The organism is Pseudoalteromonas sp. SR45-4 (assembly GCF_014163535.1).
Taxonomy (GTDB): domain Bacteria; phylum Pseudomonadota; class Gammaproteobacteria; order Enterobacterales; family Alteromonadaceae; genus Pseudoalteromonas; species Pseudoalteromonas nigrifaciens.
Window position 1 is genome coordinate 1 of the sequence record NZ_JACJDO010000027.1, and the last position, 12,695, is coordinate 12,695.

11 protein-coding genes and 4 tRNA genes are annotated in these 12,695 nt (G+C 40.4%); 4 read left to right on the forward strand and 11 right to left on the reverse strand.

Features of this window, described 5'->3' with window-relative positions; all coding sequences use genetic code 11:
- The 8 genes from H5058_RS11930 to murB all read right to left on the reverse strand — a co-directional run.
- A partial coding sequence (locus H5058_RS11930; protein WP_182677340.1) for a GTP-binding protein occupies positions 1 to 497 on the reverse strand: 497 nt, incomplete at its 3' end.
- 136 nt (positions 498 to 633) lie between these two features.
- Positions 634 to 709, reverse strand: a tRNA-Thr gene (locus tag H5058_RS11935).
- 12 nt (positions 710 to 721) lie between these two features.
- Positions 722 to 796 (reverse strand) — tRNA-Gly (locus H5058_RS11940).
- Between the two features lie 45 nt (positions 797 to 841).
- Positions 842 to 926: transfer RNA gene (locus tag H5058_RS11945), tRNA-Tyr, on the reverse strand.
- A 41-nt stretch (positions 927 to 967) separates the two neighbouring features.
- A tRNA-Thr gene (locus tag H5058_RS11950) sits at positions 968 to 1,043 on the reverse strand.
- A gap of 117 nt (positions 1,044 to 1,160) precedes the next feature.
- On the reverse strand, positions 1,161 to 1,868 hold the full coding sequence (locus tag H5058_RS11955) for a pantothenate kinase (protein WP_011329539.1): 708 nt from the start codon (positions 1,866 to 1,868) through the stop codon (positions 1,161 to 1,163).
- Positions 1,865 to 2,857 (reverse strand): bifunctional biotin--[acetyl-CoA-carboxylase] ligase/biotin operon repressor BirA, encoded by a 993-nt coding sequence (birA, locus tag H5058_RS11960; RefSeq protein WP_182678382.1) that lies wholly within the window; start codon positions 2,855 to 2,857, stop codon positions 1,865 to 1,867. Before birA ends, H5058_RS11955 begins: the two co-directional genes overlap by 4 nt.
- Entirely contained in the window at positions 2,854 to 3,864 is a 1,011-nt protein-coding gene (gene murB, locus H5058_RS11965; RefSeq protein ID WP_182678384.1) for a UDP-N-acetylmuramate dehydrogenase, read from the reverse strand. The genes birA and murB overlap by 4 nt, the downstream gene beginning before the upstream one ends.
- A gap of 143 nt (positions 3,865 to 4,007) precedes the next feature.
- Here murB and H5058_RS11970 point away from each other — a divergent pair, with 143 nt between their 5' ends.
- Positions 4,008 to 5,849 carry a M1 family metallopeptidase gene (locus H5058_RS11970; RefSeq protein ID WP_011329542.1) on the forward strand — a complete coding sequence of 614 codons (1,842 nt, stop codon included), beginning with the start codon at positions 4,008 to 4,010 and terminating at the stop codon, positions 5,847 to 5,849.
- 85 nt (positions 5,850 to 5,934) lie between these two features.
- On the opposite strand, the gene H5058_RS11975 is transcribed toward H5058_RS11970, so the two are convergent.
- The gene (locus H5058_RS11975) at positions 5,935 to 6,537 is read right to left on the reverse strand and encodes a DUF2057 family protein (RefSeq protein ID WP_182678386.1); all 603 of its coding nucleotides are present in this window, start codon (positions 6,535 to 6,537) and stop codon (positions 5,935 to 5,937) included.
- Between the two features lie 93 nt (positions 6,538 to 6,630).
- Here H5058_RS11975 and H5058_RS11980 point away from each other — a divergent pair, with 93 nt between their 5' ends.
- From H5058_RS11980 to H5058_RS11990, 3 genes are all read left to right on the forward strand, one after another.
- Entirely contained in the window at positions 6,631 to 7,002 is a 372-nt protein-coding gene (locus H5058_RS11980; RefSeq protein WP_011329544.1) for a histidine triad nucleotide-binding protein, read from the forward strand.
- Positions 7,003 to 7,215: 213 nt separating this feature from the next.
- Complete coding sequence (locus tag H5058_RS11985; protein ID WP_086994433.1) at positions 7,216 to 7,872, forward strand: response regulator transcription factor; 657 nt, start codon at positions 7,216 to 7,218, stop codon at positions 7,870 to 7,872.
- Between the two features lie 225 nt (positions 7,873 to 8,097).
- Positions 8,098 to 10,254, forward strand: a complete 2,157-nt coding sequence (locus H5058_RS11990; protein ID WP_182678388.1) for an ATP-binding protein — start codon at positions 8,098 to 8,100, stop codon at positions 10,252 to 10,254.
- A gap of 7 nt (positions 10,255 to 10,261) precedes the next feature.
- On the opposite strand, the gene H5058_RS11995 is transcribed toward H5058_RS11990, so the two are convergent.
- Both H5058_RS11995 and H5058_RS12000 read right to left on the reverse strand, forming a co-directional pair.
- Positions 10,262 to 11,689, reverse strand: a complete 1,428-nt coding sequence (locus tag H5058_RS11995; protein ID WP_182678390.1) for a mannose-1-phosphate guanylyltransferase/mannose-6-phosphate isomerase — start codon at positions 11,687 to 11,689, stop codon at positions 10,262 to 10,264.
- A gap of 69 nt (positions 11,690 to 11,758) precedes the next feature.
- Complete coding sequence (locus tag H5058_RS12000) at positions 11,759 to 12,532, reverse strand: amidohydrolase (RefSeq protein ID WP_086994424.1); 774 nt, start codon at positions 12,530 to 12,532, stop codon at positions 11,759 to 11,761.
- Positions 12,533 to 12,695 lie beyond the last annotated feature (163 nt).

Here is a 12,695-nt window from a genome sequence, read left to right on the forward strand (position 1 = left end):
TCACCTGGGAAATCGTATTCTGAAAGAAGTTCACGAACTTCCATTTCTACTAGCTCAAGTAGCTCTTCGTCATCAACCATGTCACATTTGTTCATGAACACGATGATGTAAGGAACGCCAACTTGGCGAGAAAGTAGGATGTGCTCACGTGTTTGTGGCATAGGACCATCAGTCGCAGCTACTACTAAAATAGCACCGTCCATTTGAGCAGCACCAGTGATCATGTTTTTAACATAATCGGCGTGACCAGGACAATCTACGTGTGCGTAGTGACGAGTAGGCGTATCGTATTCAACGTGAGACGTTGAAATTGTGATACCGCGCTCGCGCTCTTCTGGAGCGTTGTCGATTGATGCGAAATCTTTAGCAACACCGCCGTATACTTTTGCAAGTACGTTAGTGATTGCTGCAGTTAATGTAGTTTTACCGTGGTCAACGTGGCCAATTGTACCTACGTTAACATGCGGTTTTACGCGTTCAAACTTTGCTTTTGCCATGACGGAACCTATCAGTTTTGTGTATCTATATTACATATGAAAATAATCCACCATAGGTAGATTAAGTTGATTTTTTCAAATTTCAAATAGTTTTTTTCTGACAGATAAAGGAAGCGCTTAAGGAGGTTCTTAAAACTGGTGCTGATAGGCAGAGTCGAACTGCCGACCTCACCCTTACCAAGGGTGCGCTCTACCAACTGAGCTATATCAGCATCACCATAAACTGGAGCGGGCAGCGGGAATCGAACCCGCATCATCAGCTTGGAAGGCTGAGGTAATAGCCATTATACGATGCCCGCGTTAGGAACCTGTTCTTAAAATACCTCTAACCGTCAAGAATAAAGTGGTGGAGGGAGCTGGATTCGAACCAGCGAAGGCTGAGCCGTCAGATTTACAGTCTGATCCCTTTGGCCGCTCGGGAACCCCTCCACGATAATTCTTTACTAATGCACTTTCGGTAAAAAGGAAAGTGGTGCCGACTAACCGAGTCGAACGGTTGACCTACTGATTACAAGTCAGTTGCTCTACCAGCTGAGCTAAGTCGGCACTGCTTTAGTACGGGGCGAGATATTAGAGTAAGCTTTATTGGGATGCAACTATAAAATTAAAATAAATGAGAATTTATTGTTTAAATGCTCACAATTCAGGCAAAAACCGGATTTTTTATAATTTATTGCTGTTTTCATCTAATTCATACCAATAATTTAAGCCTTTAATAACCAACATAGGATCAAAAATACTCTCTTTGAATTGCTGTTGTAATAACGAACCATAACCACCGGCAAAAATAATTTGCGTATTTTTATCATTTAAATAAGGTTTAGCTTGGTTAATTGCTCCTATGGTGGCAACCAAGGCACCATTTTTTAAACCATTTGGGGTGTTTATTCCCAGTTGATTAGTAAATGGCGTATTTTCATCATCAAAAACGCGCTGGGTATTTTGCGTTAACGAGCGGGTCATTAAATCAAGGCCAGGTAAAATCCAGCCACCTAAATGCTGCCCGTCACAATTGAGTACATCAATTGTGGTAGCCGTACCGGCATCAACAACTATGCAGGCCTTATTTGGATACAAGGTAAAACTTGCAATAAGTGCCAGCCATCTATCTATACCTAAATTATTAAAATGCTCGTAAGCACAGGTGAGCCCGCCTAGCGTTTTAGTTACTTTAGCTTCAAAGCAGCTAATACTATTAAAGGCGGCTTGCGCTAAAATAGCATTAAGTAGCTCACTGCGCCCTACGCAAGCATAAATAACGTGTGTAATTGCATGCCAAGGTAAATTATTTAAATCACATGCTTGAACTTGCTCGTTTTGCCACAGCTTAGCTTTAAGTGAAGTATTGCCTACATCTATGAGTAATTTCATAGTTGCGCCTTTCTGAGCGAAATTTCGCCGCCGTAATAGCTTTTTACTTCACCATCTTGGCGAATACGAATTCCGCCTTGTGGGTCTATTCCCTCACATATTCCGCGCCAACTACGATGCCCGGTATTTAGCTCTACACATTCACCAGCAAATGCATTTAAAGCATTCCATTGCTGATGCATGCTCTGTAAGCCACTTTCACTATACTGCTCTAAACGCTGCTCTAAATAATAAGTAAGCGAGGCAACCAACTGATTTTTATTAAGCTGCTGCGTATGTTGACTTAAATCAGTCCATGCTTGATCAATGTGCTGACTAAAGCTCTCTGGCATTTGTAAGTTAATACCTATGCCTATAACTAACTGACAAGGACCTTGCGGTTGCGCGTCGAGCTCAACTAATACGCCAGCGAGCTTTTGTTTATTGAGGTAAATATCGTTAGGCCATTTTAGCTCTACTTCTATGTTGTATAGCGCTTTAATAGCATCATATACAGCTAAGCCAATCACTATAGATACGCCCATAGCGGCTTGTATGCCATCATCTAAACGCCAAAAGTAACTATAATATAAGTTGGCTCCAAATGGCGACTGCCAAACCCGGCCCCGACGCCCACGCCCCAACTGCTGCATTTCGGCCACAATAACAGTACCCGATTCAAGCTCAGTTTTTGCTTGTATGCGGCGCATTAGCTCACTATTAGTGGAGTCTATTATGGGGTGTACTTCTACTTTGGCGGTAGTTGCACCTAACGCTTGATAGTGTTGTTGTATTTGCGCTTGGTTTAACAGTCCGACTTGGCTATTTAAGCTGTAACCTTTACCAGTTACCTTAAAAATATCTAAGCCCATTTCTTGTAAGCTTTTAATATGCTTACTAATAGCTGCGCGGCTAATACCCAGTTGCTCGCCTAATACCTGCCCTGAAATAAAACCACCTTGATTGAGGGCATTTAAAATGGCGAGTTTATTTCCATCGGGTGCTTTCATGGCGTTGGCTCCGCTGTAATATGGCATTCACTATTGTTATTAATTAAGCGTACTTCGTGCTCTAACATAATGTTGTAACGAGAAAATACGCTGTGTTGAATATGTTTAATCATCGCAATTAAATCGCTTCCTTGGCTTTGGCCGTAATTTACTAGCACTAGGGCTTGTTGTTTATGTACCTCAATACCTGCAATGCGGTAGCCTTTTAAACCCGCTTGCTCTATTAGCCAACCCGCAGCCACTTTATGGTGCTTTGCACCGTGTTTATAATGCGGTAAATCTGCAAAGGTTGTTAATAAGGCAGCTAAACATTGATTAGTAATAATGGGGTTTTTAAAAAAACTACCTGCATTAGGTAAGGTATAAGGATTGGGCAATTTGCTGTTACGTGTTGCTATTACTTGCTCAAATAACGCTTGTGGCGTAACGGCTGCAAGTTGCTGCAGCGGTCCATAACTCAATACCGGCTGCCACTCTTTAGGCAAGGCTAAATGCACAGTAGTGATCACCGCTTTATTTTTTAACGCGTGTTTAAAAATAGAATCGCGATAGCCAAATTCACATTGCGCATTATTTAAGGTATTAAAGGTTTTGTTTGCTATATCAAAATACTCAACCGACTCTACAAATTTAGCCAATTCAACTCCGTAGGCACCAATATTTTGCACCGGCGCAGCACCCACAGTACCGGGAATAAGCGCTAGGTTTTCAAGCCCGGGAATGTTTTTAGCCAACAGCTCGCTGACTAGTTGATGCCAGTTTTCGCCAGCGGCCACGCTAATTAAGTAATCGTTTGCGCGCTCTTTTATTTGTACACCTTGAGTTGCCATTTTAATAACAGTACCGGTGTAATCATTTAAAAATACCGTATTACTGCCCTCGCCTAATAGGCAAAATGGGGGCTTAAAGCTTTGCGTTTTAAGCTGCTCTAGGTTATTAATTTTAACAAATTGTTGGCATTGGCTGGTTAATGCAAATGTATGTAACGTTTGTAATGAGTGCGCCACAAAGCTCTCTAAATATACCGGTAACTAATCGCGTTAGTTTAACGCATTGTCGCAAATAGCGCATCTGAATGTAAAAATTGCTCAACCCGCCTCGCCAATCATGATATAAAACCAACACTTATTTATTTGTGTTCAGGGTAATTATGAAAATCACACCTCTTTTTTTAAGCCTAGCTATGGCTGGTATGTGCTCACAAGCAATGGCCAATGCTATTGATCAAAACTCGTATGCTAATCTTAATGACGTTATTACTACGCATTTAAACCTTGATTTAGATGTCGACTTTGCCGACAAGCAATTAGAAGGTTTTGTTGAGCACACCCTAGAATGGCAAAATAACAACAGTAAAACTCTAGTGCTCGATACTCGCGATTTAGATATTGATAAAGTAATGTATCAAACGCAAAACGGCACATGGCATAAAGCTAAATTTAGTTTAGCAACACGCGATGATGTTAAAGGCTCAAAATTAACTATTACTTTTAAAAGCCAAGCGCCAAAAGTACGTATTTACTATAATAGCCGCCCTGAAGCGTCTGGCCTACAATGGTTAACACCAGAGCAAACAGCCAGCAAAACACACCCGTTTATGTACAGCCAATCGCAAGCAATTCATGCACGTAGCTGGATCCCAGTACAAGACACGCCAGCAATGCGAGTAACGTACTCGGCGCGCATTCATACTCCTAAAGATATACGTGCGGTAATGAGTGCCGACAATAAAGACGCACTTTATAAAGATGGCGACTACATTTTTGATATGCCACAAGCTATTTCGCCTTACTTAATTGCTATTGGCGCAGGTAATTTAGAATTTAAAGCAATGTCGCATCAAACCGGTATTTTTGCTGAGCCAACTATTTTAGATGCTTCAGTTGCCGAATTTAACGACACCCAAGCGATGATCGATAAAACTAACGCACTTTACGGCGATTATGCATGGGGTCGTTACGATTTGCTTATGCTACCGCCAAGTTTTCCGTTTGGTGGCATGGAAAACCCACGCCTTTCGTTTATTACCCCAACCGTGGTTGCAGGCGATAAAAGCTTAGTAAATCTAATTGCACATGAGCTTGCTCATTCTTGGTCTGGTAACTTAGTTACCAATGCAACCTGGGAAGATTTATGGTTAAACGAAGGTTTTACCTCGTACGTTGAAAACCGCATTATGGAAGAAGTATTTGGTCGCGACCGCGCAGTAATGGAACAAGCCCTTGATGCAGCAGGTATTCGCGCCCAAATTAAAACGCTTGATGCACCAGACACGCGCCTTAACTTAAAGCTTAATGGCCGCGATCCTGATGATGCGTTTAGCTCTGTACCTTATACCAAAGGGCAATTATTCTTAATTTACCTAGAAGAAAAATATGGCCGCGATAAGTTTGACGCCTTTGTAAAAACTTACTTTAACGAATTTGCCTTTAAATCTTTAACCACTGCACAATTTGTTACTTACCTAAAAGCTAACTTAATTGATAAGTACCCTGGTATTGTGAGCATGGATAAAGTAAATGAATGGATTTTTGCGCCAGGTTTACCAAGCGATACACCTAATCCAACATCAGATGCTTTTGATAAAGTAGATACAGCAACAGCTACTTGGTTAAATGGCGATATCACAGCAGCGCAATTGCCTACAGCTAATTGGTCGGTGCATGAATGGTTGCACTTTTTAAATAACTTACCGCGCGATTTAAGCCAAACACATATGAGCGAGCTTGATACTGCGTATAACTTAACGCAATCAACTAACGCTGAACGTGCCTTTGCTTGGTTTATGCTAGCGGTAGGTAATGGATACCAGCCAATTTATCCGGCGCTTGATAAGCACTTAACCAGTATTGGTCGTCGCAAGCTAATTGTCCCGCTTTATAAGTCACTTATTGATAACGGCAAAAAAGACTGGGCACAAAGCGTGTACTTAAAAGCACGCCCGGGTTATCACCCACTAGCACATGGCACTATAGACGCATTATTTGAATAAATTATTTAAATAAAAACGAGCTTAATAAGCGAGTGTTTAAAATACAAAAAGGGCCGACATTCGGCCCTTTTTAATTGTATAAAAGCTACTTGGTTACTTTTTCTAAAAAGGCTTGTTGCTGAGCTGGAGTTGCTTGTTGCCACCAAAAGTCGAGCATTGCTGCTGCGCTGGGCATGCCCTTACCATTAATAGGTGCAACGAGTTTACTTACTTCGCTTGCGCTTGTTGCCATTGCCGTTGTATTACTAACTTGCTGTACTGGCACAGTGTTTGTAAGCTGGGCATTAGAAATTACACTTAATGGCGCAGCCAGTGCACTTCCTTTTGCTTTTAAGCTTACTTGTGGCGACTGTGCAAATACTTTAGCCGCAACCGCATTTTTGGCACGATTAAACTCTAAAATATAATCTTTACCCGCTTCAATAGTTACATTTACCCAAAATGGTTCAGACTCTACCACTTCGTGATCGTCGTAACCTAGGTCATACAAGTCAGTATATTTAAGCTTTAATTTATAACTACCCGGTGCTAGCTCTATGTCGTCAACGCGGCTAAATATCGAGCTTTCAATAATACGCTCACCAACTTGCAGAGGTACAAACTCTTCTGGAAAGTGAATATTTTCTGCCATGCTCGACACACTAAACAATAGCGCTGCGGCACTACCTAATAATATTGATTTACGCATATTTTCTCCTTTATTTGATTTCAGTTTGACACTGCTTGTAAAGTTTGTCATTAGTGGAGCTTATTTTAATCATACTTAATTAGGGGCCATATAATGAGCCAAGAGACTATTTTTACTAAAATAATTAATCGTGAGATCCCAGCTGATATTATTTATGAAGATGAGCATACTCTCGCCTTTAAAGATATAAACCCTCAGGCGCCATTTCACGCGCTTATTATCCCCAAAAAGGCAATTGCTACTATTAACGATGTAACGCCTGAAAACTCGCATTTAGTAGGTAATTTATATGTAGTAGCGGCTAAATTAGCCAAGCAACTAAACTTTGCCGACGATGGCTACCGAGTGGTCATGAATTGCAATGAACATGGTGGCCAAACCGTATATCATATTCATTTACATATGCTTGCAGGTAAAGAGATGGGCTGGCCTCCTTATCAAAACACCAAAAAAGTGGCGCTATAAACAGCTATTTATTTTATACAATTAGTTATAAGCTTTTTAGGTTGTTTTATTTTGTAATCGCAATCAATAAATAATTACTTATTTGCAACATTTTATGTTTAAATAATCATAATATCGTACTTGCTTTTTGCGTTACAACGCGACTTTCTAATACAAAAGGTGTGGAGGTCGTGGTAAACTTAATCATAAGCTTTATAAAAGAGTAAAAATAATATGAGCAGTTCAGCCTTTTTGTTATTAGATGAAGAGCCCATTAACACTATTGGTATTAACGTTTTAGAACCTTTGTTAAAAACGCAAGGTATTAGCGTAACCACAGGCACCAATATTTTAGATGTGCCTGTAGGAACACGACTTTTGTTTATCGAAACATCGAGCAAAGATGCGTGGGGAAAATTAAAAGAGCAACTGGTTAATTTACGGATTAAATGCGATATCGTATTATTTAATTTGGATGAAAACCCAGAGCTTGCTAATCGTGCCTTACTTAGCGGAATTCGTGGTGTATTTTACACCACAGATAACGCCGATGTATTGATGAAAGGTATTCGCTTACTACTTGAAGATCAACTTTGGTATCGCAGAGATATAATGTGTAATGCATTAAATCGTATGTTGCAGTTTAATAAAGATGCACTGCATAAGCTTACCGAAGGCGATATTGAGCCAGTTAAACTTACCAAGCGCGAAAAAGCCATAATTTCATTAATGAGTAATGGCTCAAAAAATAAAGAAATTGCTGAAGAGCTAAGCATTAGCCCTCACACAGTTAAAACTCATTTATACAGCGCATTTAGAAAAACAAAATGTCGTAACCGTATTGAGCTACTATCGTGGGCACAGCAGCATATTCCAGACGAAATACGTTAATTTAAACTTTAGTTTAAATACAAAACAGGCACATACGTGTCTGTTTTTGTATCTGGGCAAGCTTAATCAGCAAACTCAAACTTTAAATAATAAGTCGCTCCCCAGCAAATAAAATATACGTTTTAATTTCAATACAGTTCAATGTGTTAAACAATATATTGAGCTATTTTCGGTTAAGTAATTATTGTTATACTTTTAATCTAATAACACGCTATTGGTGCCTCAATGCTCGACTCTTTTACCCTATATTTTGCCAGTATCGCCGTTATGGTTGTAATGACCCTGCTAAATTTTTTAACCTGGCGCACCAATAAACACACTCCAGGCACTCTGCTTTATATTTTTTATCCTGTTTTATTGCTCGGCGTTATTATTGGCTTTACTCTGATCGGGCGAGTCCCTGAACTTGTCGCCATTAGCATTGCCAATATATTGATGTTTGCGGCCTCAATTGTGCATTGTCTTGCTATTAGCCAGTTTTTAGATTATCGCGGTATTGGCTTTAAACTTGTTTGTGCATTTACTGCTTTTAGCAGCGTAATGCTGGGTTATTACAGCTTTTTTTCGCCATCTATTCAAGATAGGCTGTTTATATCTGATATACAGCATATAGCTGAAGCTGCATTTTTACTGTTTATATTTATAAAGTATGCACGTAAGCCCTATCCCAACGGCAGCATTGTTTATATTATAATTTTAACTTTAGTTGCCGTAAGCTTTATTGCCCGCTCGATATTTATGCAAAAAATTGAGCAACATGACACCCTATTAAGCCCTTGGTTTAGCTCGTTACTTTTTTTAAACGGGGTTATAGCACCTATGTTTTATGCCGCTGGCATGGCACTGTTGTGTAATGAGCGCAGAGAGCAGCATCTTAATAAGCTCACTAAAAAAGCCCGTAAAGATCTAGAAATACGTGGGTTGTTTTTATCAACTATCAGCCACGAAATTCGCACCCCTTTAAACGGCATTTTAGGCAGTGCTCAGTTAGTTATGAACCAAACAAGTGATGCTCGCAATAAAGCCTATTGCGAGGCAATTATTAACTCTGCCGAATCCCTTAATTTACTGGTTGATAAAGTACTCGACTACGCCAGCCTTGATCAAAGCGACGAAGCTCTTTACGAAGAAGATATTGAGTTTAAAACTTGGATACAAAATTTATGCTTATTACTAAGCCCTCTGGCAGAGCAAAAGCAACTAAAGTTTGAGCTACTTTGCAATATACCCGATCAAGCCTGTTACTACTGCGATCAGCAAAAACTCAGACAAATTATTATTAACCTTGTGGGTAACGCAATTAAATTTACCGACCAAGGTAGCGTTAAAATTCAAATTGATCTAATCACTGAAAAACAACTTGAACACACTATTAAAATAAGCGTAAAAGACTCAGGCCCCGGCATCGAGAATGACGAAATAGCCTACCTAACCGAACCCTATGTGCAAAGTAGCGCCGGAAAAGAAAAAGGCGGTACAGGCCTTGGTTTAGCAATAACCAGCCGCTTACTCGAAAAACTGCATAGCAAGTTAGAAATAGCCAGTAGCCTAGGGAGTGGCAGCGTGTTTAGCTTTGATATTACGTGTGCGCTGGGCGAACTCAGCCTAGTAGCGCAACGTCATCAAAGTAAAGATTATTTAACCGGTTTAAAGGTGTTGTTAGTAGAGGATTTAGATTTAAATCAAAAAATAGCCGTAGAATTTATGGCCGACGACGAACATAAAATTAAGTTAGCAAAAGACGGTAAAACTGCAATAGAGTTAATGCAAGCGCATCATTTTGATGTAGTGCTGCTCGATATGAACCTACCTGATTTGACCGGCCAACAAGTACTTAAAACATTGGCTAAAATTGAGCATAAAAACCAGCGCACTCCCGTACTAGCCTTTACTGCAAGCTTAAGCCCTAGTGAGGTAAAAGAGTACTTAGCGCTGGGTATAAAAGACATTGTAGGTAAACCTATTAAACACCAAAAATTGCGCCAAGCACTAAGCGATTCACAGTCAACTAAAACGGCTACTGTAGCTGTAGATTTGGTTGATACTTTATATGACGCAAACGCTAGCGAAACGCTTACCAGCTCTTTTAGTATTGATGAAGTGTCGTCTATTTATAACGAGTTTGTGCTCTCTACCCGCAGTAAACTAAATCACTGCCAAGCGCTCGTAGAACAACAGCCCGAGCAATGCATTAAATTATTACATCGCCAAGCCAATACCGCACTACAGCTGGGCTTTAACCGTTATGGTTTAGCGCTGAAAAAAATAGAGCGTCGTATGCTTGATAAAAAGCCGCTAAAAAACGCCATCAATGAAGCGCTCGACCTTTGGCAGCAAAGTTTAGAAGAGTATTTAAGGTGTGTACGCAAAGGGCTGCAGTAAAGCGTTGTTAGTTTCTGCCATATTTATCATCAAACCGTTCAATGTCGCTTTCATCTAAAATAGTGCCTGTTTGTACCTCAATTACTATTAACGGTGTATTTTTATTATTAGCCAAACTATGAATTTGCTTAGCGGCAATATAACAAGACTGATCTGCACTGAGTGTTAGTGCTTGCTTATCAATGCATACATCGGCAACCCCAGATACAACTACCCAATGCTCGGCACGATATTGATGGCGCTGCGTAGAGAGCTTAGCGCCGCTGTTTACGGTTATTTTTTTAACCTTAAATCCACTGCTTTCTACCAAGGTACGATAATTTCCCCACGGCCGATAAACAACTTGGTGGTGGGTTAACTTGTCAGTTTGCGTAAGCGCTACTTTTTTGAGTAATAACGGCAGTGCATCAAGCTCATTTTGATTCGCAATAAGCGTGGCATCGTGGGTATGAATAACAGCTAAATTACTTACCCCTAAGGTGGCAATAGTATGATCGGTTTCGCTTATTATTAGATTGTTTTTACTGTTTTGCGCTACATAGTTAGTATTTAAGTTATTGCCTTGCGGATCTTTTTTTAGCAACTTAGCAAGTGATGAAAAACCACCTACGTCACTCCAGTTTAAGGCAACAGGCATGACAACTACGTTATCACTGCGCTCTAAAATAGCATAATCTATGGAGTCACTCGGGCAAGCTTCGAGCGTTTTTGCACTGGGGCGTGTAAAGCCTAAGTCCTGACTAAAATTGGCGGCGTTAGCCACACAATTGGCAATTTTAGGTGCAAAGCGAGCCAACTCTTGTAAATACGCTGCAGCAGTAAACAAAAACATACCGCTATTCCAACTATAACTTCCATCTAACAGGTAGCTTGTTGCGGTGGTTAAGCTGGGTTTTTCTTTAAATTCAGCTACTTCAAAGCAGTCAGTACCGGTAATGGCGCTTCCTTGTTTTATATACCCGTAACCTGTGTGTGGCTCGGTAGGCGTAATAGAAAAGGTAACTAATTTACCTTGCTCAGCTAATATTGTCGCGCCGTGTAACTGCTCGGTGAGTAAGTTAAAATTATTTATATGATGATCCGCTGGCATAACTAACAGTGGCCCTGTTATGCCATTTTGTAGCGCATAATGCGCAGCTAAAGCAATTGCTGGGGCAGTATTTTTACCTGTGGGTTCTAAAAGTAATACGCGCGGATTTGCACTAGCAGCTTGCTCAGCGGCAATAAATCGGTGCTGTTCGTTACACACTAAAATAGCTCGATTGAATACCCTACCGGTTACCCGTGTTAGGGTATTTTGTAATAACGACTGCCCAGTAGGTTCAGCATCGAGTAAGGGTAAAAACTGTTTTGGCATTGCTTGGCGCGACAACGGCCATAAACGAGAACCAATGCCGCCCGCTAAAATAACTGGAGTGATTAAAGAGTTGTTCATAGTGCTGCCGCCAATAAATATCAGCGGCTATTTTAACACTTAATTAGCCGCTGGCTAATTTAAGCTGCTTTATACTAAGTTAAAAGCATCCGCATCTAAATGCGCCGGAAATTTAGCCTTAAAGTCATTTAATGGTGCTTTGTGCAAAGTAATGGTTATTAGCGCTTGGCTATTATCTGCAGCTTTTACTAAAGCATCACCTTTAAAGTCATATACCGCTGTGCCACCATTGTGAGCAACACCATTGGCATCATCACCAATGCGATTTACCCCAACCACATAACATACATTTTCCATCGCTCGCGCCATTAATAATGTATCCCAAACATGGCGTCGCACTGCGGGCCAATTAGCAATATTAATCATTACATCGTAATCGTTGTTATTGCGCTGAAATACCGGAAAGCGTAGGTCGTAGCACACTTGTGGTAATAGCTTAAAGCCATTAATAGTAAACACTTTGCGCGCTTGTCCTGCTACTACAAAGTCGCCTTCGTTGCCTAAACAAAACAAATGACGCTTATCGTAAAAGTCTACTTCTCCATTGGGCTGCACCCAATAAAACCGGTTGGCCTTTTTACTGCCTTGCGTAACAAATACTGAGCCTGCAATTACTGCATTATGTTTATGCGCTTGCGCCTTTAACCAGGTAAGTACTTTGCCGTTTTCAGGCTCAGCGCAATCTAAGTTTATTGCAAAGCCTGTGGCAAAGGTTTCGGGCAGTAAAATCAAGTCTGACTGCTGAGTCACTGCATCTAACTGCTTATTAAACATAGCTAAATTAGCGTCTTTATCGAGCCAGTGTAGTGAGCTCTGCAATAATGTAAGTGTTAACGTTGACATAGCTTTGTGCCGCCCTCTTTTAAGTTTTTAGTGTTTTTAGCTAAACCAACTTAATTGTTATTAGAGTTTGATAAAACATACCTTATGCTGGTAGCTTAGTTATTAACACTCTATATCCTTAATTGTGGTTTTGCACGCAAAGCGGTGCTACCATCACTTAAGA